The organism is Amycolatopsis albispora (genome assembly GCF_003312875.1).
GTDB classification, from domain to species: Bacteria; Actinomycetota; Actinomycetes; order Mycobacteriales; family Pseudonocardiaceae; genus Amycolatopsis; species Amycolatopsis albispora.
Map to the genome: position 1 here is coordinate 6,184,741 of NZ_CP015163.1, position 22,072 is coordinate 6,206,812.

The 22,072-nt window shown below is 70.1% G+C and carries 17 protein-coding genes and 1 pseudogene; 8 read left to right on the forward strand and 10 right to left on the reverse strand.

What is annotated here, in order from left to right:
* Nucleotides 1-70: 70 nt before the first annotated feature.
* Nucleotides 71-958: a phosphotransferase enzyme family protein gene (locus A4R43_RS29245; protein ID WP_113697975.1), complete on the reverse strand. Its 888-nt coding sequence runs from the start codon at nt 956-958 to the stop codon at nt 71-73.
* 42 nt (nt 959-1,000) lie between these two features.
* Complete coding sequence (locus tag A4R43_RS29250) at nt 1,001-2,392, reverse strand: helix-turn-helix domain-containing protein (RefSeq protein ID WP_113695233.1); 1,392 nt, start codon at nt 2,390-2,392, stop codon at nt 1,001-1,003.
* Between the two features lie 326 nt (nt 2,393-2,718).
* Between A4R43_RS29250 and A4R43_RS29255 the strand changes: the two genes are divergently transcribed.
* Together A4R43_RS29255 and A4R43_RS29260 are read left to right on the forward strand one after the other, a co-directional pair.
* Nucleotides 2,719-3,030: a hypothetical protein gene (locus A4R43_RS29255; protein WP_113695234.1), complete on the forward strand. Its 312-nt coding sequence runs from the start codon at nt 2,719-2,721 to the stop codon at nt 3,028-3,030.
* Between the two features lie 13 nt (nt 3,031-3,043).
* On the forward strand, nt 3,044-3,442 hold the full coding sequence (locus tag A4R43_RS29260) for a hypothetical protein (protein WP_113695235.1): 399 nt from the start codon (nt 3,044-3,046) through the stop codon (nt 3,440-3,442).
* A gap of 329 nt (nt 3,443-3,771) precedes the next feature.
* On the opposite strand, the gene A4R43_RS29265 is transcribed toward A4R43_RS29260, so the two are convergent.
* Both A4R43_RS29265 and A4R43_RS29270 read right to left on the reverse strand, forming a co-directional pair.
* Nucleotides 3,772-5,013 (reverse strand): MFS transporter, encoded by a 1,242-nt coding sequence (locus A4R43_RS29265; RefSeq protein ID WP_113695236.1) that lies wholly within the window; start codon nt 5,011-5,013, stop codon nt 3,772-3,774.
* Nucleotides 5,003-6,331, reverse strand: a complete 1,329-nt coding sequence (locus tag A4R43_RS29270; RefSeq protein ID WP_113695237.1) for a GH1 family beta-glucosidase — start codon at nt 6,329-6,331, stop codon at nt 5,003-5,005. Before A4R43_RS29270 ends, A4R43_RS29265 begins: the two co-directional genes overlap by 11 nt.
* Before the next feature lie 162 nt (nt 6,332-6,493).
* Here A4R43_RS29270 and A4R43_RS29275 point away from each other — a divergent pair, with 162 nt between their 5' ends.
* Complete coding sequence (locus A4R43_RS29275) at nt 6,494-7,129, forward strand: TetR/AcrR family transcriptional regulator (protein WP_236808354.1); 636 nt, start codon at nt 6,494-6,496, stop codon at nt 7,127-7,129.
* A gap of 636 nt (nt 7,130-7,765) precedes the next feature.
* On the opposite strand, the gene A4R43_RS29280 is transcribed toward A4R43_RS29275, so the two are convergent.
* Nucleotides 7,766-8,947: an amino acid deaminase/aldolase gene (locus A4R43_RS29280; protein ID WP_113697977.1), complete on the reverse strand. Its 1,182-nt coding sequence runs from the start codon at nt 8,945-8,947 to the stop codon at nt 7,766-7,768.
* A gap of 93 nt (nt 8,948-9,040) precedes the next feature.
* On the opposite strand from A4R43_RS29280, the gene A4R43_RS29285 reads away from it, so the two are divergent.
* Complete coding sequence (locus tag A4R43_RS29285; RefSeq protein WP_113695238.1) at nt 9,041-10,348, forward strand: D-arabinono-1,4-lactone oxidase; 1,308 nt, start codon at nt 9,041-9,043, stop codon at nt 10,346-10,348.
* Here A4R43_RS29285 and A4R43_RS29290 read toward each other — a convergent pair.
* From A4R43_RS29290 to A4R43_RS29310, 5 genes are all read right to left on the reverse strand, one after another.
* A complete protein-coding gene (locus A4R43_RS29290; RefSeq protein ID WP_113695239.1) occupies nt 10,345-10,995 on the reverse strand; it encodes an NAD(P)H-binding protein in 651 nt (216 codons plus the stop codon). The genes A4R43_RS29285 and A4R43_RS29290 overlap by 4 nt on opposite strands.
* Before the next feature lie 44 nt (nt 10,996-11,039).
* Complete coding sequence (locus tag A4R43_RS29295) at nt 11,040-11,681, reverse strand: hypothetical protein (protein ID WP_113695240.1); 642 nt, start codon at nt 11,679-11,681, stop codon at nt 11,040-11,042.
* 230 nt (nt 11,682-11,911) lie between these two features.
* Nucleotides 11,912-14,212, reverse strand: coding sequence for a serine/threonine-protein kinase (locus A4R43_RS29300; protein WP_205215105.1), 2,301 nt, complete (start codon nt 14,210-14,212; stop codon nt 11,912-11,914).
* The gene (locus tag A4R43_RS29305) at nt 14,203-16,386 is read right to left on the reverse strand and encodes a serine/threonine-protein kinase (RefSeq protein ID WP_113695241.1); all 2,184 of its coding nucleotides are present in this window, start codon (nt 16,384-16,386) and stop codon (nt 14,203-14,205) included. Before A4R43_RS29305 ends, A4R43_RS29300 begins: the two co-directional genes overlap by 10 nt.
* Nucleotides 16,383-18,347 carry a serine/threonine-protein kinase gene (locus A4R43_RS29310; RefSeq protein WP_236808355.1) on the reverse strand — a complete coding sequence of 655 codons (1,965 nt, stop codon included), beginning with the start codon at nt 18,345-18,347 and terminating at the stop codon, nt 16,383-16,385. Before A4R43_RS29310 ends, A4R43_RS29305 begins: the two co-directional genes overlap by 4 nt.
* Before the next feature lie 105 nt (nt 18,348-18,452).
* Here A4R43_RS29310 and A4R43_RS29315 point away from each other — a divergent pair, with 105 nt between their 5' ends.
* From A4R43_RS29315 to A4R43_RS43460, 4 genes and pseudogenes are all read left to right on the forward strand, one after another.
* Entirely contained in the window at nt 18,453-19,511 is a 1,059-nt protein-coding gene (locus A4R43_RS29315) for an HpcH/HpaI aldolase/citrate lyase family protein (RefSeq protein WP_113695243.1), read from the forward strand.
* Complete coding sequence (locus A4R43_RS29320) at nt 19,508-20,362, forward strand: HpcH/HpaI aldolase/citrate lyase family protein (protein WP_162788644.1); 855 nt, start codon at nt 19,508-19,510, stop codon at nt 20,360-20,362. The genes A4R43_RS29315 and A4R43_RS29320 overlap by 4 nt, the downstream gene beginning before the upstream one ends.
* Nucleotides 20,363-20,419: 57 nt before the next feature.
* The gene (locus A4R43_RS29325) at nt 20,420-21,544 is read left to right on the forward strand and encodes an AAA family ATPase (RefSeq protein ID WP_113695244.1); all 1,125 of its coding nucleotides are present in this window, start codon (nt 20,420-20,422) and stop codon (nt 21,542-21,544) included.
* Nucleotides 21,537-21,899, forward strand: a pseudogene (locus tag A4R43_RS43460) (DUF4276 family protein); the annotation flags it as partial. The gene A4R43_RS29325 and the pseudogene A4R43_RS43460, both read left to right, overlap by 8 nt.
* Nucleotides 21,900-22,072 lie beyond the last annotated feature (173 nt).

Sequence of the window (22,072 nt, forward strand, 5' to 3'; positions counted from 1 at the left end):
GCGCCGGTGTGGAACAGAAACGACGAACGGTCATTCTCCGTCGCTGAATGCCGGGGTTTTTTACCGCTGTTCAGCGGTACCGACTCCATCGGGTACCGGTCCGGCCCGCGCGCAGGTCGGCCAGCCGCATCCGCAGCTGCCCCCGGACGTACGGATGGCTGCGCAGGATCGGGAGCACGCTGGTGGTGAGCTTCAGCTCGCGGGCCGCCCGCAGCGCCGGGAAGCCGGACCAGCGGGTCACGTCGAAGCCGTACCCCTCGACCAGCTCCCGGTAGCGCCCGGCGGGGTCGCCGAACCGCTCGCGGCCGACGGCCAGCGGGATCAGGTCCCACTCCGGCGGGCCGACGCAGGACGAGTCGAAGTCGCACAGCACCGGCCCGTCCGGCCCGGCGATCACGTTCCCGGGGTGCGCGTCCCCGTGGACCAGCGCCTTCGGCAGCGCGAATTCGACCTCGGCCAGCTGTTCTTCCACCTCGGCGCAGCGGTCCAGCAGGAACCGCCGGTCGCCGGGTGCCAGCTCCTCGGCGTCGGCCACGCGGGCACGGACGTCGTCCAGCGGCGCCCAGTCGCCGACGCCGTCCGGCGGTGGCAGCCGGTGCACCTGGCGCAGCAGCGCGGCCAGGTCGGCGGCGGTGCCCTGACCGGCGGGCCCCGGCACGCGCTCCCACACCGTCACCCGGTGTTCGCCCAGCTCCAGCGGCTGCGGCAGGTCACCGAACAGGCGAATGGCGGGCACGCCGTGCCGGGCGAAGTGCTCGGCCACGGTGACCACCTTGTACGCGCGGTGGCGCAGCGTCCGCGAACCGACGATCCGCACCACGACTGGCGCGCCGGCCAGCGAGTAGACCGCGTTGTTGGTGAACCGCAGCAGCCGCGCCCCGCGGGATTCCACGCCGAGCAGGGCGCACGCCTGCGCGAGCGCCCCGTCCAGCTTCTCCCTGGTGAACCGGCCGTCCAAGACGGTGTCCAGGGTCGCCGTCACCGGTCCCGCCCGCCTCGCTCAAGCGGCGTAGAACGCGTTGATGCGCTCGGCGAGCTCGCGGGCGTCGGCGTTGTTCCGGCGCCGCTCGGCCTCGACCTTCAACGGCATCATCCGGTCCTTGATGCGCGCGGACTTCAGCCCCTCGGCCGCGTCCAGCGCCTTGCCGCCCACCTTCGCGCCCTGGTCCAGGTCGCCTTCGAGCAGGTGGTTGGTGGCCAGCGCGCTCAGGTTGAACACCCGGCTGCGGGCCATGTCGTCGCCGTAGGCCTCGACCGCCCTGGTCAGCGCCGGGATCGCGTACTTGGTGTGCTCGGCCTTGCCCTCGATGGCCAGCGCGGTGTGCACCGTGCCGATCATCGCGTAGACGTCGGTCTCGTTGAAGAACTGCACCCAGGACTCGGCGCTGGCGATGTCCGCGCGGGCGAACTCGTCCTTGGTGCGGCCGAGCAGCTTGAGCGCCTGCTCCTCGTTGCCCATCATCGCGTAGGCCCACGCCTGGTTCGCGCACAGCACCGAGATCGCCAGCTCGGAGCCCGATTCCTGGGCCGCGATCTGGCCCAGCTGGAACAGCTTGAGCGCGTCGTTCGGCGCGTCCTGGTGCAGGTAGACGCGGCCCATCCGGTAGAGCACGTTGGCCACCAGCGGGTTGTTGTCGCCCTGCTTGGCCAGGTCCAGCGCGTTGGCGAAGTGCCCGCGCGCCGAGTCGACCAGGCCGGTGTCGAACGAGGTCCAGCCGGCCAGGCTGTGCAGGTCGGCCAGTGCCACGTAGAGCCGGGACTTGACCAGCTCGGCACCGCTGGACTCGAGCATCTGCTGACCCCAGGACAGTTGCGCGACCACCGCGTCGCGGCAGAACCCGCCGCCGTACTGGTAGTCCAGCGCGCGAAGGGCCCGGGTGGCGGCCTCCATCTGCCGGACGTCGGTCATCCCGATCCGGCCTGGCGCCGGTGTCCTCGCGGGACGCGTCGCCCAAGCCTCGGACGCCGGCCCGAAGACCGCTGCACCCATGGTGACCTGCGCGGCGTGCGCGAGGAACTTCCGCCGTTTCACGGACTCGTCCTCCTCAGCCTGCTGGCCGTCGGCGTTGCCGACGACCTGTATCGCCGTGGCCTCGTCGTAGGCGAGGCCCATGTATCCCCTGGCGACACCCAGGCCGTCGGCGATCCGCACCAGGACGTCGTAGGCCATCACCTGCCGCCCCTTGAGGATCTCCGACACCTCGGACTGCGACTGGCCGGTCATCGCGGCGATCTGGCGCTGCGAAACACCGTGCTTGCGCAACTGGCGGTAGACCGAGCTGATCTCGCGAGCGGCGAGCGCCTCTCGCATCTCCGGCTGCTCCCAGGCAGTCGGCGGGATGGGATGACCAGCTTGTCCCTGGTGGGACTCAGCGCTGTTCATGGCGTCCATTCGCGCCCCCTCACAGTCCGTCGGGCGTCTGTCCACAGCGTAGGCACACCTATTCAACCGTGCGAAAGGCCGATTGTTGAGTCTGATCGGCCCGGCCGAACTCCGCCGACCGCTTATCGTGGAACTCTGGCCGGTCGCCGCTATGACGGCCATGCCATCTTCTTTCCGCCTCGCTTTCACCGCAATGTAGATCGCAGTTCTCCGTGAGCACTCCGGCACCCCCGGTGATCACGGACAGCGACCGCCAGCGGCCGCCCCTCACGGAGAGCTACGAACACCCGAGAAGACCCGAGTAGTTGCGAGCGACGAGCAGAGCGGAGTAGCCGGTGGAGTTCCTGGACTCGATCCCGACAGGTCGCACGGCCACCGTGAACCCCGCACGCGCTTCCGTCCCGCGTGCCGTGCCCCAGGCGGTCGACCCGCGCTCGGCGCACCTCCGCAGGCACGAAGGCGGCCAGACGGTGTGGCGTGTGCAGTGCGGCGACCTGATCAACCGCGAGCGGTGCGTCACGGTTTTCGTGGACGACCGCCAGGTGGTGCTCGTCGGGCCGCCCGGCGAAACCGCCCGGATGACCGGCAGCCAGCTCGGGCAGCTCAGGACCGCGCTCAACGAAGCCGCCAAACTGGCGGAAAGGTAACGGTGAGTTCCAGGTGGACCAGATCCTCGGACAGGTACTCCGCAATGCCGTGTGGGAGCGCCTCGACATGCTTTCCGATCTCGCCAACCGCGCGGACGCGCAGTCGCTGGTTTCGGTGGCCCGCTCCGAACTGCCGCGGCTGACCGAAGGCTGGCGGGCGATCCTGCTGGCGCACGAGCCGGACGAGCGCGGTGACTGCCCGACCTGCTCCACCCGGTGGCACCGCTGCAAGGCGCCGTGCTCGGTGTGGCAGGTGGCCCACGAGCACCTGGTCGCCGGTGGCCTGGCCACCCAGCCGGACGTCAAGGGCAAGGGCCGTCGCTCGGTGCCCGCCCAGAACCGCGCGGACGGCCGCGCTCCCGGCCGCCACGCGCTGGTGACCTCGCCGCGGCAGGCGATCGCCACCACCTGAGCTCCCCACCGGTGCGCCCGATCCCCCGCGGGCGCCCCCGACCGGCGGTCGGCTCATCCGTACCCCCGAGCGAGATGAGTCGACCGCCCCCCAACTCCCCGATCCCCACCGGTGCTTCTGCGATTAATCGCAAATTTAGTGAGAATCCGCTAGCCAGAGCAGTAATCGAACGCTAACGTGATGCTCAAGCCCACGGGCGCAAAATTGCACAACGCAACCCGTGGACATCCCGCCCTGACGCGGGCCCCGAGAACCCCGCGGGCCGGTGCCGTTGCACTCCCCCTCCCCCGACCGGCACCGGCCCGCGGTCCCACTTCCCGGACTTCTGATCAGCGCACTGATCGGATCCGCGTGACCATCACCCCGGCCAGCAGGGTGGCCAGCGCCGACGCGGCGAACAGCCCCGGATAACCGCCGAGCCCGGCCAGGATGGCCGTGGCCAGCAGGGGCGCGACCACCTGCGGCAGCGAGTTCGCGATGTTGACCACGCCGAGGTCCTTCGCCCGGTCCTGCGCCGCGGGCAGCACCTGGGTGAGCATCGCCATCGCCACCGCCCAGTAGGTGCCGAAACCAATGCCGAGCAGCGGCGCCGCGGCCAGTGCGGCGAGCCAGGTCTGCGAGAAGACGAGCAGCAGCGCGGCGAGCGCCATCGCGATCGACGCCCCGACCACGTACGGCTTGCGGCGGCCCGAGCGGTCCGACAGCACCCCCGCGCCCAGCGCGCCGATGATCAGCGCGACGCCGTACAGCCCCATCAGCACCAGCAGTCCGGTGTCCGGATCCGGGTGGCCGACCGAGTCCTTGAGGAAGAACAGCAGGTAGAGCGTGCCGAGCGCGTTGCCGAGCCCGATCAGGAAGTGGCAGGCCCAGGCCCGCGCGAAGTCCGGATGCCGTCGCGGGGAGATCCACAGGCGACGCGGTAGCTGCCACAGCGAACCGGGCGGGCGCCAGGCGGCGGGCAGCACGGTGTCCGGGGTGCGCAGCACAAACGCGGCCGCGCCGGCGAGCACCACCAGCGCGCAGGCGAGGTAGCCGCCGGGCAGGCTGGTGACGAGCACGGTGACCAGCACCGCGCCGAGCACCGTGCCGAACATCTGGCTGATCCCGATGAAACCGCCGATCTGCGCGCGCTGCCCGACGGGGACGCGGTCGGGCAGCGCGGAGGTCAGCGTGGCGAGCATGCCGTTCAGCCCGGCTTGGACCAGGCACCAGCCGACGGTCATCAGCAGCACGTTCGGCGCGACGGCCAGCAGCACGAGCCCGGCGGCGCCGAGCAGCGCACCCGCGACGGTCCACGGGTGACGGCGGCCGAAGCGCGAGGTGGTGCGGTCCGACAGCAGCCCGATCGCCGGATTGGCGACCAGCGAAACAAACGCGCCGACGCCGGTCACGATGCCGAAGACCAGTTCCTTGTTCGCCGCGTCGAGCAGTTCCGCCTGGCGTGGCAGCAGCACCTGGATGGGCGCGTAGAAACCCAGCCACAGCCCGAAGTTCGCCAGGAACAGCAGGGCGGTCCAGCCCGGGCGGACCCGGGTGACCGGTTCGGCGAGCGCGGCCGGTCTAGTGTCCATGGGCCGCGATCAGCTCGCGGAACCAGAAGTACGAATCCTTCGGCGTGCGGATCTGCGTTCGGTAGTCGACGTGGACCAAGCCGAACCGGGGCGCGTAGCCCTTGGACCACTCGAAGTTGTCGAGCAGCGACCAGACGAAGTAGCCGCGGACGTCGACCCCGGCGTCCATCGCGGCACGCACCGCGCGCAGGTGCTCGCGGAGGAAGTCGATGCGCGCGACGTCGGGCACACGACCGTCGGGCGTGACCTCGTCGGCGAAGCTGCAGCCGTTCTCGGTGACCATGATCGGCGGGAGCCGGTCGCCGTAGCGTTCCTTGAGCTGCACCAGAAGTTCGCGGAAGGCGTCCGGCACGATCGGGGAATCGTTGGTGGTCCTGGGATAGCCCTCGACGTCGCGGAGTTCGAACGGCAGCGGATTGCCCTCGCCCGGAGCGGCGGCGCCCTGCGGTTCGTAGTAGTTGACGCCGTAGAAGTCGAGCGGCTGCGCGATGACCGGCAGGTCGTCGGCGAACCCGGGCGGCAGGTGCTCGTGGAATTCCTCGGGATAGCTGCCGAGCAGCACGGGATCGGCGAAGAGGCGGTTGAGCAGCGCGTCGAGCTGTCGGGCGCCTTCGACGTCGGCGGCGGAATCGGTCGCGGGCCAGACCGGCGAGTGGTTGTTCGCCGTGCCGATGGACTTGCCGCCCGCCGCGCGGAGCGCCCTGACCGCGAGGCCGTGCGCGAGGTGCTGGTGGTGCGCGGTGGGAATCGCGCCGAGCAGCAACGTCTGGCCGGGGGCGTACTCTCCGATGGCGTACCCGAAGATCGACATGACCATCGGCTCGTTGAGCGGGATCCACATCTTCACGCGGTCGGCGAAGTGCGTGCCGAGGATTTCGGCGTACTCACCGAAGCGCTCGGCGGTGTCGCGGGCGAGCCAGCCGCCGGCGTCTTCGAGCGCCTGCGGGGTGTCCCAGTGGTAGAGGGTGGCGACCGGGTCGATGCCCGCCGCGCAGATCTCGTCGAGCAGGCGGTCGTAGAAGCTGAGGCCGCGGGGTTCCGGGGCGCCCTTGCCGGTGGGCTGGATGCGGGGCCAGGCGAAGGAGAAGCGGTAGGCGTCGACGCCGAGCCTGGCCATCAGCGCGACGTCCTCGCGGTACCGGTGGTAGTGGTCGGCGGCGGTCCGCGCGTGCTCGCCGCCCGCGATCTTGCCGGGGGTCGCGGTGAATGTGTCCCAAATGGACGGTCCGCGCCCGTCCTCGGTGACCGCACCCTCGATCTGGAAGGCCGAGGTGGACACGCCCCAGCGGAAGCCGGGCGGGAAGTTCAGGTTCTCCACCAGCTACTCGCTTTCGCCGCGCGGGGAATGTGAATAGTTCTCACATCCTAACCCGTTCCCTCGACCGGGGGGAAGGGTTCGCACGCGGTAGGGTCCTGACCAGCCGGCGAGCGATATCGGCAAGATCAAGTACTGGGGCGTTGCGGCCGGGAGGAGCAGGACGTGTCCGAGAACAAGGCGCCCGGCACGGAAGCCACCCCGCTGCGCCGCCAGCCGGTGCAGCAGCGCAGCGCCAAGCGGGTCGAGCAGATGCTCGACGCCGGGGCCGCGCTGATCGACGAGATCGGGTACGAGGCGCTGACCACCACGCTGATCGCGAAGCGGGCCGGGGTGGCGGTGGGCTCGCTGTACCAGTTCTTCCCGGACAAGCGGGCCGTGGTGCAGGCGCTCACCCAGCGGAACCTGGACCGGTTCATGGCGGCCGTCGGCGAGCGGCTGAGCGGGGTCTCGCACTCGCACTGGTGGGACGTGGTCGACTCGATCCTGGACATCTACCTGGACATGCACCGGAACGTGCCGGGCTTCTCGAAGGTCCACTTCGGCGACGTGGTCGACCGGCAACTGCTGGACGAAAGCCGGGACAACAACCGGGTGATCGCTGATGCGCTGACCGAGCTGCTGTCGAACTATCTGGACGTGCCGCAGGAACGGCTGTGGTTCGCCATCACCATCGCCAACGAGGCGGCGGACTCCCTGCTGAAACTCGCCTTCCACCGCGACCCGAACGGGGACGCGGAAGTGGTGGAGGAAACGAAGTACCTGATCAAGACCTACCTGGCCAGCCGCCTGGGCGAGTAGGCACGGGCGCTTTCGCTGGTTGCCCTTGGCGCGCCGGGCTTGCCTACCGGCGGCCGGGAACACTCGCCGGACCACCAGCCAGCCCCTCCCCACCCCGGTCCACAGCCAACAACACGGCGGGGATTGGTTGTCAAGGCACGCTTTCCCGCCTTGACAACCAATCCCCTTCCGTCGTCACGATCAAGCGCCGGGGTGGGGGCCGGTCCGCATGCACGCGCCCCGCCGCACAAGCAACCGCATCCCCCATCCGAGCCGCCACTTATCCACAATGGATGACCACTGTGGACAACCACCGCATCCCGCCGAGCCCCCGGCGAATTCGTCGTAGAGTGGGCATGGGAACGCCCCCCTGGGAGCGGCGGGGGCTGTAGTTGGGCGGGTGGGCCTTGGCCCCGGTGGGGTTGAGCAGGTGGGGGGCGCTGGGCAGGGATGCTGGTGTGCCAAAGGGTTGCGGGCGGACAGATCGAGGAGGGCCCGGGCTGGCTGGCCGAAGCTTTGGTGTTCACCTCGGTAGGTTGGTGCACCTCGTCGGGCGGGTGGGCGCCTTGGCCCGATGGGGTTGAGCAGGTGGGAGGCCCTGGGTAGGAATCCCGGTGTGCCAAGGGGTTTTCGGGTCGAGGGGAGCCCGGGGCCTGGTTAGCCGAAGCTTTGGTGTTCGCCTCGGTAGGTGGGGACGGTTTGCTCCACTCGATCACCTTGAATGAGGTGGTAGTGGGTAAAGCGCTCCGCGAGTTCCCCGGCCTTCGCGTGGCGTAGCCAGACTCGATCGCCGACGTTCAAGTGTCGCGCGCCGCGGCCGGTGACCGGGGTTTGCACCTCGCCTGCGCCTTCGAGACCCAGCAGTTTCAGGCCCGCGGGCAGGTACGGCGAAGGCAGGCGTGAAGCGGCCGCCGGGCCCGAGGCGACGTAGCCGCCCGAGAACAGGGTGGCGATGGCCCGCGTGGGTTTGCGGACCACCGGGAGGGCGAAGATCGCGGCCGGTTTTGGCTGGAAGCGGGTGTAGCCGTCGAACAGGGTCGGGCCCAGCAGGCCCGAGCCCGCGGCGATTTCGGTGACCGAGGCGTCCGAGCCGGTGACCTCGACGCTGCCCGTGCCGCCGCCGTTGACGAACTCCAGGTCCGCGACCTCCCGCACCGCGCGGACCGCGGCGCCGCGCCGGGCCAGCAATTCAGCCGCGGACTTCCGTTGCATCCAGCGGACCGCCGCCGACTGCAGCCGGCCGCCGGCCGCGTCCGGGAAACCGGCGATCTGCCCTTCGTAAGCCATCATCCCGACCAGCCGGAACCCCGGCCGCGCATCGATCGCCGCGGCGAAATCGCGAGCCTGGCGTGGCGTGAACACCGGCGACCGCCGCGTGCCGACGTGCAGTGCGCGGAGCGGGCGCCACGACGCGTCCAGTTCCAGGCAGACGCGGATCTCCGGGTGGTCGAAGCCCAGCGCGGAATCGACCACGTCCAGGTGCGCTGGTGAGTCCACCATGATCGAAACAGCGGCGCGGGCCCGGTCGTCGGCGGCCAGGCGGCGCAGCGCGGCGTGGTCCACGGTCGGGTAGGCGACCACCACGTCGTCCGCCGTACCGGTCTCGACCAGCCACAACGCCTCCGCCAGCGAGTAGCTCATCACGCCGCGGAACCCCGGCTTGGCCAGCACGCGTTCCAGCAGCGCCCGGCAGCGCACCGACTTGCTCACCACGCGGAGGGGCTTGCTCGCCCGCCGCACGAGGTCGTCGGCGTTCGCGTCGAAGGCGGCGAGGTCGACGACCGCCAGCGGCGGGTCGAGATCCTTCGTCGCCAGGTCGAACGCGGTGGCATCAGGCAGGTTCACTCCCAGTACGGTACGACAAACACGCTTGAAACGCGAATACTATTCACTTATCGTTCGCTTACCCACAGCCGGCGACGGGATCAGTTGATGACACGGTGGACGAACTGGGCAGGCACCGCGACGGCCAGCCCCCAGCGGGTGCACAAACCACGCAGTGTCGCGGAAATCGCCGAAGCCGTGACCGACGCCGCGGTCGACGGCCGCCGCGTGCGCGCGCTGGGCAGCGGCCACTCGTTCACCCCGATCGCGGTCGCCGATTCCGACGCCGTCAACCTCACCCAGTGGACCGGGCTGGCCTCGGCCGATCTCGAAGCCAAGCAGGTCACCGTGCGCTCGGGCACCACGCTGCGCGAGCTGAACGCCGAACTCGACCGGCTCGGCCTGGCGATGACCAATCTGGGTGACATCGACGCGCAGACCATCGCCGGCGCCATCTCCACCGGCACGCACGGCACCGGCGCCGCGTTCGGCGGCATCGCCACGCAGGTCGCCGGGCTGGAACTGGTGCTGGCGGACGGCACCGTGGTCGGCTGCTCGGCCGGCCGCCGCCCGGAGCTGTTCCACGCCGCCCGCGTCGGCCTCGGCGCGCTCGGCGTGATCAGCACCGTCACCCTGCAGTGTGAACCGGCCTTCGTGCTCGCCGCCGAGGAACGCCCCGAACCGCTGGAAGGCGTGCTCGAATCCTTCCACGACGAGGCCGACACCAACGACCACTTCGAGTTCTACTGGTTCCCGTACGGCCGGAACGCGCTGGTCAAGCGCAACAACCGGCAGCCGGCGGGCACCGAGCCCGAGCCGTTGAGCCGGGCGCGGCAGTTCGTCGACTACCGGATCATGGAGAACACCGCGTTCGGCGCGCTGTGCCGGATCGGCCGCACGGTCCCCGGCCTGGTCCGGCCGCTGGGCAAGCTCGCGTCCTCGGTGCTCTCGGCACGCGAATACAGCGACACCTCGCACCGCGTTTTTGTCACCCATCGCGGGGTGCGGTTCGTCGAGTCCGAGTTCGCCATCCCGCGTGAATCCCTGCACGACGTGCTCGGCGAACTCCGCGCGCTGGTGCCGAAGCTGGAGAACCCGGTGGCCTTCCCGGTGGAGGTGCGCGTGGCCGCGGCCGACGACATCTGGCTGTCCACCGCGCACGGCCGCGACTCCGCCTACATCGCCATCCACCAGTTCGTCGGCATGCCCTACCGCGAGTACTTCGCCGCGTTCGAGAAGATCGCCGGCGCGGTCGGCGGCCGCCCGCACTGGGGCAAGATGCACAACCTGGACGCGTCCGTGCTGCGCGAGCGGTATCCCCGCTTCGACGACTTCCTCAAGGTGCGCAAGGACGTCGATCCGAGCGGGGTGTTCACCAACGCCTACCTGGACCGGGTGCTCGGCCCCGCGACCTAAATTCTTTCGAGGGCTTCCTCGATCGGCGTGTGGCCCTCGACCAGTTCGAGGGTGCGGCCCACCGTGCGCGACTCGTCCAGCAGCGCGACCAGCACGGCGGCCACGTCGTCGCGGGTGATCGTGCCGTAGTCCACCGACTCGGCGAGGTGGACCTGCCCGGTGCCGGGATCGTCGGTGAGGCGGCCCGGCCGGAGAATGGTCCAGTCGAGGTCACGCGCCCGCAGGTCGTCCTCGGCGGCGGCCTTGGCCTTCAGGTAAACGGAGAAGACCTCGTCCATGCCGGGCTCGTCGGCGCGGTCCAGGCCCATCGCGCTGACCTGGAGGTGCCGCCGGACGCCGGCGCGCTCGGCGGCCTCGGCGAACAACGCGGCCGCCCCGCGGTCCACGGTGTCCTTGCGAGCGGAGCCGCTGCCCGGACCGGCACCGGCCGCGAACACCGCGGCGTCGGCGCCCTGCAGCACTTCGGCGACGGCGTCCAGTTCGGCGGTTTCGAGGTCGAGCACCACCGGTTCCGCGCTCGAGTCGCGGAGGTCGGCCGCCTGCTCCGGTTTGCGGATGATGCCCACCGCCTGGTCACCGCGCGCGGCGAGCAACCGCTCCAGCCGCAGCGCGATCTGTCCGTGTCCGCCGGCAATCACAACTCGCATGACACCGACCCTATGCGGAACCGCTGGATCGCGCCGCAGCGATCTCAGTCCACGGCAGCCGGGAGTTCGTGCGCGAGCAGCAGCTCGTAGGCGACCTCGTTGACCCAGCGGGAGATCGGGTCGCCGGTGACCAGCAGTCGTTCGGAGTGGCCGAGCAGGTCGGTCTCCACCACGGCGTCCTCGTCGGCGGTCAGCACGGCCATGCCGTAGGTGCGGGCCCGCGGCAGGCAGTTGTCCACGTAGTCCTCGGTGAGCGTGGCGGCCGAGGGCAGCACCATCGCGGTCTCGCCGTAGCGGGCGAACGGCACCAGCGCGGCCAGGCCGGTCCGCCAGTGGCGCTGCACGGTGAGCACACCGGCGATCTCCACCGCGGCGGCCGGCGCGCTGCCGACGAACTCGGGCCAGGTCCAGGTGTCCACCACGGCACGGTCGGTGACCGGGGCGACACCCATCGCGATGCGCTCGGCGTGTGCCACCGTGCGCAGCCGCGCGACCAGGTTCACCTTGCGGCCGAGCAGCCGGATCTCCGGCAGCACCACGCCGTGCCAGCCGAGCCGGGCGGCGGCTTCGGCAGCCAGCTCGTCGGGCGTCGAGGGCAGCTGGTGCGGCGGCACAACGCGGCTCGGCAACGACCGGGTGCCGTTCGCACCGCCGGTCACCGCGACCTCTCCTGGTGTCACCGCCACGGGTCCGCCTCCTCTTTCCTTCGCCGTTGGTACCGCTCGAGTCACGTGCCTCGTGAAAAGAGGCACATGAATTTGGTACCAGGGCGGTCCGGCGAGAGCGCCACGTCAACCGGGCACCTGCGATCGGCGGCGCTCAGCCATCGGTGACCGGTCGATGGGCGGTCATCGGACTTCGGCCCGACGGTGCCGCCGGACGGGTGAGACCCCGCCGAACGGTGGGTTCGCCGGGCTCAGTTCCATTCCGCGGAATTGAGGATCTCCGGCAGTCCCGGCACGTTCCACTCGTCGACGATCACCACGTTCGACGACGGCACGAACCAGATTCGCTGGGTGATCCGGACGCCGGTGCCGCCGCCGGCCGAACCACGCGGAACGCATTCCACGGACCAGCGTTCGAACCGGGCGGCACGGCCGCCGACCTGGGCCGCCGTGCTCTCTTCGAGGGTGGATTCGCCGTCCTGCCACAGGTCCTTGCGCCCGGCGGCATTGCAGGCGCGGCCGTTCGCACTGCGCCGATAAGGTTTTCCGGGTTCGTAGGCAGGCTGTTCGGAATTCGCTTTTGTGTTGTCGGTCACCATGAAGTACCGGCAGTTGAAGTACTTCACCGGATCAGCGCATTCCGCGGCGTCGACCACCACTTGTTCCAGGCCCTGCGGGCGCCGCGTCCAGGTGGACGGCACGGTGAAGGTGAGCGGGCCCACAGCAAGCTTTTCCGTCGGCCCCGCTGGCTTGCTCGAAGACGGCACAGACGGCCCAGAAGACGCGGGCGCGGCGTTGACCTTGGCCAGCAAAGCGGGCGCGAACAGGCCACCGAGCGCGTCGTAGGAAAGCTCGCCGTCGCTGACCCCGCAGGCGGTGGAGCCGCCGAAGGTCTGCATCTCCACGGCGAATTCGACCCCGTCCGGGGTGAGCAGCAGCTCGAAGGGACGCTCGATGGAGTCCGCCGCGCTCAGCGCGTCGAGCGGGATCGCCGGGGTGCTGCCGCCTTCGCGGCACGGGTCGCCGCCCGGCCACAGCGCGCCGGCGAGTTCGGTCATGCCCGCCGGGTTCCGCTTCTCCGGCCGGAGCAGCTTGTCCGGCGTGAGCAGTTCACCGGTGCGCAGGTCGAAGGTCAGCGCCGAACTCTTGAACATCCACGTCGAATGCGGTGGGTTGGTCACCTTGTGCGTGTACCGGACGGACAGCAGCTCGTCGTTCTGTAGCCCGACCGTGGCGTCGGTGCCGATCACCGGCGGGCCACCGGTGTTCTGCCCCCATTCCGGCGCGGACCGGCTGACAAAGGCGACCCAGCGGTCGACCGGCTCGCGCAGCGCGGTGTTGATCCGCTGCGTCACGCCCGGATCCGCGCCGCCGCCGACGCTGAGGAACTGCGCGTTGACGTCCACAGTGGACCCCGGCGCGCGCTCGGTGGTGACGTTGGTGCTCACCTGCATCGCCACGTTCCGCACCACCGGCGGTGGTGGTGCGGGGTCGTCGCCGGAGTTGTTCACCACGACGATCACGCCCGTGCCGACGAGCGCCGCTCCGGCCAGGATCGCGCCCGCCTTGACCAGCACCCCGCCGCCGGCGCCCGCGGCGGCCACCCCGCCCGAGCCCGCGACGGCCACCCCGGCCGCGCCCGCACCGGCCGGGGCCAGCGCCGAAGCACCCGCGAGCATGGCCAGCGGGGACAACGCGAGCAACGCGCCCGCGCGCTGGGCGAGCCTGCCCCAGCCGCGGTCCTCCCAGTCCTCGCCGTACGCGGCGACCGCCGTCGATTCCAATTCGGACAGAAAGGCGTCGGCGGAGGCGGGCCGTTCGGCCGGGTTCTTCGCCATGCCACGCGAAATCAGGCCACGCACCGGTTCGGGCGCTTCACCGAACGGGATCGGCGCGTACTCGTGGAGGTTGCGCAGGACCTCGGTGCTGTCCGCTTCGAACGGCCGGTGCCCGGCAATGCACTGGAAGAACACACACGTCGCCGCATAGACATCCGTCGCGGGCGAAGCGGCCGAGCCCGCCCACTGCTCCGGCGCCATGTACGCGGGCGTGCCGACGGAAAGCCCGGCCTGCCCGGCCAGCACGGCGATGCCGAAGTCGACCAGCTTGCTCTGGCGGTGCGTGTCCACCAGCACGTTGTCCGGTTTGTAGTCCCGGTGCACGATGCCCGCGTGGTGCGCGGCGGACAGGCCGAGCAGCGAGCCCTTCAGCACCGCCAGCGCGGCTTCCGGCGCGAGCGCGCCGTCGGACTCCAGGATCGCGCGCAACGGCACGCCGGGCACGGCCTCCATCACGATGGCCGCGCCGTCGGGCGTCTCGATGAACTCGTGTAACCGCGCCACATACGGGCTGACCACCTGCGACAACACGCGTGCTTCCTGCCGGAACGCGTCCACCAGCCGCGGATCGGCCAGGTGCCGCGCGAACAGGTACTTGATCGCCACGGTGTGCCCGGTGCTGTCCTGCCTGGCCAGCACCACGCGGCCGAAGCTGCCCTCCCCCAGCCGGTCCACCTCGGTGAACCCCGGCAGCGCCCACTCGCTCACCGCCACGTCGCACGCTCCAGGATCTGGTCGAGACCGGGTGTGTTCCAGTCGTCGGCGAAGATCATGCCCGTCTTCGGCAGGGTCCACGACCGTTCCACAAAATCCGCCCCGCCGGAGCAGGTGATGCGCCACTCCTCGTAGGCGGCCTTCTTGGTGCCGAACGGGCGCAGTTCCTGCTTGAGCCGCTCGGCACCGGTGGTCACCTGGCCCGGCGCGCCGGCCGGGGCACACGGGCGTCCGGGCTCGTGTTCGACGGCGGAACCGTAGGCGATCCGCACTCCGGGACAGCCCTCCCGCACGCAGTCGGCGGATCGCGCGAGCAGCCTGCCGGTGCTGCTTTCGTTGGACAGCCGCCACTCCTGCGGCACGGTGAGCGTGAAGAAGCCGAGGTCGAGCCGCTGCTCGGCGGGCGGCGCCGCGCCGGTGCCCAGCAACGCGGCGGCCTCGGCGGTCATCAGGTCGGCCACGTCGGGATAGGGCACCACGACCGTCTGGTGGTCGCAGGCCATCGGACCGCCGAAGGCCGAGCCGTACACGTCGAACTCCACGGCGTCGGCGGCGAAGACCGCCTGCACCGCCGGATCACCGTCGCCCGCGGTGTAGGGCTGCGTGAGGTGGTGCGGGCCCATCGGCTCGTGCTCGGTCTGCCCGCCGCAGAACCCGCCGGGCGAGCGGGCGAGCAGCCGCTCTTCCAGCGCGGTCGCGCCGGACTGGCTGGTCGCGGCATCGGCGAACACCTCGGGCGTGGTGAGCACGTCACCGGTTTTCAGGTCCAGGGTGACACCGCGGACGCTGTACCCGCCGCGGTTGCCGAACTGCATGGAGTCGATGCGGCGGGTGTACTTCACCGAGAGCACCTTGTCGTCCTGGCGGCGGATTTCGGCCTGCGTACTCAGGTGCGGGGTGTCGGTCGCCGGATCGGGATTGATCTCGCGGACGTATTCGATCCAGTCGTCCACCGGGGCCATCAGTGCTTCATTGACCCGATTCTGCACGGCAGGGTCGCCGAGACCGCTGATCGCCACGTACTGGCCGTTGAAGTCGAAGGTGCCGAAGTTCTCCGTCCGGGTGCGCACGTCGGCGGTCAGCGCGACCTGTTCGACCGCGGGCGGTGGGGCTTCCGGCGGCGGGTCCTCGCCGGTGGAGTTGACCACGATGACCGCGCCGGTGCCGACCAGCGCGGCGCCGACCAGGATCGCGCCCGCCTTGACCAGCATCCCGCCACCCGCACCGGCGGCGACCACCCCACCCGATCCGGCGACGGCACCAGCACCCGTTCCGGCGGGCGCGAGCATGGTCGCCCCCGCCAGCATCGCCAGTGGCGACACCGCGAGCAGCGCGCCCGCCCGCTGGGCCAGTCGCGTCCAACCCCGGTCCTCCCAGTCCGGGCCGTAGGCCGCGACCGCGGCGGATTCCAGTTCGGACAGGAAGATCGCCGCGGTGCCCGGCCGTGCCGCGGGATCCTTCGCCATGCCGCGCTCGACCAGCCGCCACAGCGGTTCCGGCACCTCACCGAACGGGATGGGCGCGTGGGCGTGCAGATTGCGCAGGGCTTCGCGGTCGGCTGCCTCATACGGCCGATGTCCGGTGACGCACTGGAAGAACACGCAGGTCGCCGCGTAGACGTCGGTGGACGGGGTGGCCGCGTTCCCGGCCCACTGCTCGGGTGCCATGTAACCCGGCGTGCCGACGGACAGCCCGGTTTCCCCGGCCAGCACGGCGATGCCGAAGTCGACCAGCTTGCTCTGGCGGTCCGGCCGCACCAGCACGTTGTCCGGTTTGTAGTCCCGGTGCACCACACCGGCGGCGTGCGCGGCGGACAGGCCGAGCAGCGAACCCTTGAGCACCACCAGCGCCGCTTCCGGGGTGAGCTCCCCTTCCGCGGTGAGGATCGCGCTGAGCGGGACGCCCGGCACGGCTTCCATCACGATCGCCGCGCCGTCGGGCGTCTCGATGAACTCGTGCAACCGCGCCACATACGGGCTGACCACCTGCGACAGCACCCGTGCTTCCTGCCGGAACGCGGCCACCAGCCGCGGATCGGCGAGGTGCTCGGCGTACAGGTACTTGATCGCCACCTCGGCGCCCGTGCCCTCCTGGCGCGCCAGCACCACGCGGCCGAAACCGCCTTCCCCCAGTGCCTTCACTTCGGTGAAGCCGGGGAGCGTCCATCCGCTCACCGCCAGACCGCCTTCGCCAGTGCCTCGTCGAGTTCGGCGATGCCCCACTCGTCCTCGATGACCACGTTCTTCGACGGCACGAACCAGATCCGCTGGGTCAGCTCGGCCTCGGCTTCGGAGCTGCCGGGCCGGACGCACCGCACGGTCCACTTCTCGTAGGTCGCGTCCTGGTCGCCGACCTTCACCGTGGCGCTTTCGACCAGCGTCGCGGCACCGTCCTGCTTGAGGTCCTTGCGCCCGGCGGCGTTGCACGCGCGGCCGTTCGCGCTGCGGCGGTAAGGCTTGCCGGGCTCGTACTTGGGCTGCTCGTCGCTGGCCTGGGTGTTGTCGGTGACCAGGAAGTACTCGCAGTTGTAGTAGCGCTTCGGGTCCGCGCAGCCGGTGCCGTCCACGACCACCTTCTCCAGTCCCTGGTTCTGCACGGAAAAGCGGGTGGGCAGGCGGAGGTTCAGCGCGCCGAAGCGGAACGCCTCGTCCTTCGGCGGCGGGGTCGTCGTGGTCGGCGCCGGGGGCACCGAACGCTGGTCGGGGAGCAGTTTGAGAACCTCCGGGGCGAGCAGGTCGGTCATCCGCGCATACGGGAGCAGCACGGTTTCCGGCTTCTGGCAGGTGAGGGCGAAGGCCACGCCGTCCGGTGCGAGGGCGAGCACCAGCTCGTCGGCGTTCAGGGTTTTGTTCTCGCAGCGACGGTGGTAGTCGAGCCGGTGGGAAAGCTGGTCGATGCCGTTGTCGCTCAACGCTTCCGGGGTCAGCAGTTCGCGCACGCCCAGCGGTTTGCCCTCGTTGAGCGCGACGGTGACGGCTCGGGGGTAGGGCTGCTCGTCGCCGCTCCTGTTGTCGTAACGCACGGACAGTAGTTCGCCGGTCTGCAGCACGATCGTCGGTTTTGACGTCCCGTCCTGGTTGTCGGCGCGCAGCTTTTCGCGGTGCTCGTCGAACGGGTGGCGCAGCGCCTGGTTGACCCGGGCGCCGACGAGCAGGTCCTGGTAGCCGTGCACCTGGACGATCTCGCCCTCGATGGCGAAGGTGGCTTCGCGCTCGGCCACCGGCTCGACCGCGACGGTCAGCACCTGCTGCAGCATCTGCGGGGGCGCGGCGGGCGGCGGTTCCTCTTCCCTGGTCACGACAAACACGACCCCGGCGGCGATCACGGCGAGACCGAGCACGACCACGCCGCTTTTCAGCAGCAGCCCGGTCGCCGGTGGTTCGGCCGGGTCCGCCGCCAGGATGGCGCGGCCCCGACGTTCCCACTTCTTGCCGTAGGTGGTGGTCGCCACGGTTTCCAGCGCGTCGGCGAACTGCTCGGCGCTGGCCGGGCGGTACGCCGGATCCTTCGCCATGCCCCAGGTGAGCAGGCCCCACAGCGGTTCCGGCACCTCACCGAACGGGATGGGCGCGTAGCGGTGCAACTGGCGCAGCGTGTCCGGATCGTCCGCTTCGTACGGCGGGTGACCGGTGAGGCATTCGAAGAACACGCAGGTCGCGGCGTAGATGTCGGCGGCGGTGGTGCCGGACTCCCCGGCCAGCGCGGCGGTGCCGAAGTCGACCAGCTTGGCCTGGCCGTCGTCGGTGACCAGCACGTTCGCCGATTTGAGGTCGCGGTGGACCAGCTCGATGGCGTGTGCGTCGGCGAGCCCGAGCAGCGTGTTCTTGAACACGGCGAGCGCGGCCTCCGGCGGGAGCGCGCCGTTGTCGTGCAGCAGGCGGTGCAGCGAGACGCCGGGCACGGCCTCCATCACCAGCGCGCGGGAGGACTCGATGAACTCGTGCAGGCGGACGGCGTACGGGCTGTCCAGGTGCTGCCAGGCGGCGGCTTCGACCCGGAATTCGTCGAGCGGGAGCCAGTCGAAGAGGTACTTGACGGCGACCACCGCACCGGTGCGGTCCTGGCGCGCGAGCACCACGCGGCCGAAGTTGCCGTCGCCGAGGGACTCCAGCTCCGTGAACCCCGGCTCGCTCACCCCGGCCTCCTTAGTCACCCCCACTTGGAGGTGACGTGCACCGCAGCGGTTCCCGGCAACCAGAGTTAGGGTTACCCGTCGGTACGCCAACCCGTTGGAGGTTCGATGCGCTCGCCGAAGGACTTCTTCGCGCCACTGGCCGTGGGAGCGCCGGAGCCCGTCCGGCAGATCCCCGCGCTGCCTTCGCGCATGATCCACTTCTTCGACCCGAGCAACGAGAAGATGGCCGCCAAGGCGCCGGAGATCGCCAAGAAGGTCGACGTGCTGCTCGGCAACCTCGAAGACGCGGTGAAGGCCGACCGCAAGGAGGCCGCGCGCACCGGGCTGGTGGAGATCGCCAAGGCCAACGACTTCGGCAGCACGCAGCTGTGGACCAGGGTGAACAGCCTCGATTCGCCGTGGGTGCTGGACGACCTGATCACGCTGGTCACCGAGATCGGCGACAAGCTCGACGTGATCATGGTGCCGAAGGTGGAGGGCGCGCAGGACATCCACTACGTCGACCGGCTGCTCGCGCAGTTGGAGGCGCGGGCGGGGCTGGAGCGGCCGCTGCTGGTGCACGCCATTCTGGAGACCGCCTCCGGGGTGGCCAACGTGGAGGAGATCGCCGGGGCCAGCCCGCGCATGCAGGGCATCTCGCTCGGGCCGGCCGACCTGGCCGCGAGCCGCCGGATGAAGACCACCCGGGTGGGTGGCGGGCATCCGGGTTACCTGGTGCGCACCGACCCGGTCGGCGAGGACCTGACCGCCGGGCGCACCACCTACCAGCAGGACCTGTGGCACTACACGGTGGCGCGCATGGTCGACGCGTGCGCGATGCACGGGATCCTGCCGTACTACGGGCCGTTCGGGGACATCCGCGACGTGGTCGGGTGCGAGGACCAGTTCCGCAACGCGTTCCTGCTCGGGTGCGTGGGCGCGTGGAGCCTGCACCCGGCGCAGATCGACATCGCGAAGCGGGTGTTCTCGCCGTCGCCGGAGGACGTGGCCTGGGCGCGCCGGGTGATCGCCGAAATGGGTGATGGCACCGGCGCGGTGATGATCGACGGGAAGATGCAGGACGACGCCTCGGTGAAGCAGTGCCGGGTGGTGGCGGAGCTGGCCGACGCGCTGGCCGCGTCCGATCCGGAACTGGCCGAGGCCTACCGGGAGGCTCAGTCTTGAGACCACGCAGGTCCGTGCTCTACATGCCCGGCGCGAACGAGCGCGCGCTGGAGAAGGCGAAGACGCTGCCCGCCGACGCGCTCATCCTCGACCTCGAGGACGCCGTCGCGCCGGACGCCAAGGAAGCGGCGCGGGAGCGGGTGTGCGCGTCGGTTTCGCAGTACGGCTCGCGTGAGGTGACGATCCGGGTCAACGGCCTGGACACCGAATGGCACGACGCCGATCTCCGCGCCGCCGCGCAGGCCGGTCCGGCCGCGGTGGTGGTGCCGAAGGTGAACTCGGCGGGCGAGGTGCACAACATCGAGCGCGCGCTCGAACTGGGCGGCGCGCCCGAGCACACCAAGATCTGGGCGATGCTGGAAACGCCGGTCGCGATGCTGCACGCGGAGGAGATCGCGGCCGCGTCGGACCGGCTGACCGTGCTGGTGATGGGCACGAACGACCTGGCGAAGGAACTGCACGCGGAGTTCGTGCCGGGCCGGGCGCCGCTGCTGGGCGGGCTGTCGCTGGCGCTGCTGGCCGCGCGGGCCACCGGCAAGGTGATCCTGGACGGCGTCTACAACGATGTGAAGGACGTCGAAGGCTTCGAGGCGGAATGCGTGCAGGGCCGCCAGTTCGGTTTCGACGGGAAGACCCTGATCCACCCGGCGCAGCTGGAGCCGTGCAACCGGATCTTCGCACCGTCGGCGGCGGAGATCGCCTCGGCGCGGAAGATCACCGCCGCCTTCGAAGAAGCACGCGCGGCGGGTAAGGGCGTGGTCACCGTGGACGGGCGGATGATCGAAAACCTGCACGTGGAGAACGCGCGCCGAATCCTCGACCTGGCCGAAGCCATCGGCACGGCGGAGTAGCGCTCTCGTCCTGGACGTTGGTTCGCGTGGTTCGCCCGGTGCGTAACATGACGAACCATGCGTACCACGCCGCTGACCTCGATCGATGTCGAAGGCTTCACATCGATCCGGTCGGCGTCGGTCGATCTTCGTGCCTTGAACGTGCTCGTGGGCGCAAACGGTGCGGGCAAGAGCAACTTCGTCCACGTTTTCGAGTTGCTCAGCCATGTGGTCGAGCAGGGCTTGGGACTCTTCGTCGGGTTGAACGGTGGCGCTTCGGCTCTGCTCAATTCAGGCAGTGAGCCCCGACTCCGCGTCAGTGTTCAAACTGACGCTGGCTCGTACGAATTCGCGCTCCTGCCCGCGGCGAACGACGAGTTCGTCTTCGAACACGAATCCGTCAGCCTCGACGAACCTCGCAGTGAAACCGGCGTACGGTCCTTCGGGCAAGGGCAGCGAGAGAGTCGGCTCAATCCGGCCGCCTTTCACCCGGAGTCGCGAGAAATCTCATCAGTTGTCGACCCGCTCCACAGCTGTCGCGTGTTCCATTTTCACGACACCAGCCGGAACGCGCCGGTCAAGCAGTACGTCTCGACCGCCGACAACCTCACTCTTCGCAATGACGCGGGGAACTTGGCGGCAGTGCTGCTGTACTTGCAAAGCAGCGAGGACCCACAGGACCGCGCTGCTTACCAGCGGATCGTCCGCACCGTCCAGCTCATCGCGCCGTTCTTCCGTGACTTCGTGCTGGTGCCGGAGAGCAGTGATCGGGTGCTGCTGCGCTGGCGGCAGCGGGGCTCGGACGCGGTGTTCTCGGCCAATCAGATGTCGGACGGCACCTTGCGCTTCGTCTGCTTGGTGACGCTGCTCCAGCAACCCAAGCTGCCCGCCGTCGTGGTGCTCGACGAGCCGGAACTGGGCCTGCACCCGTCGGCGATCGTGTTGCTGGCCGACCTGATCAAGCAGGCGTCCGCGCGCAGCCAGGTCCTGCTCGCCACGCAGTCGGTGACCTTGATGAACCAGTTCAGCGTGCAGGACCTGATCGTGGTCGAACGCGACGAGCAGCAGGGTGGGTCGGTGTTCACCAGGCCCGACCCGGAGCGGCTACGCGAGTGGCTGGACGAGTACTCGCTCGGTGAGCTGTGGGAGAAACACCTGATCGGCGGACAGCCGGGAACGCGGGGCAGCATCACCGATGCCTGAGCGGTTGCACCTGCTGGTCGAGGGGCAGACCGAGGAAGAAGTCGTCCGGCTGGTGCTTCGCCCCTACCTCGCCGCCCGCGGCTGGATCGTCACCTCCTCGATCGTGCGGACTCGGCAGTCCGCGGACGCCCGTCGTGGTGGCGTGACCAGCTGGCCCAAGATCGAACGCGAAATCCGGATGTTGCTCGGCAGCACCCGGCTGCGGGTGCTGACCACGCTGTTCGACTACTACGGCTTCCCGGCCGACGCCCCCGGTATGGCGGATCGGCCCACCGGCTCGGCCGCCGACCGGGTGCTGCACGTCGAGCGCGCACTGGCCACCGCGGTCGGCGATCACCGGTTCCTCCCGCACCTGGTCCTCCACGAGACCGAGACCTGGGTGTTCGCCGCCGGAGCCGAGCTGGCCGAACTGCGTGGAACGCCCGAACTGGCCGACCGGCTGCAGGCCGACATCGCGACCGCGGGCGGCCAGCTCGGCTCCCAGACACGAATGTGGCTTTCGGGGCGAAATCGGCCCCGAAAGCCACA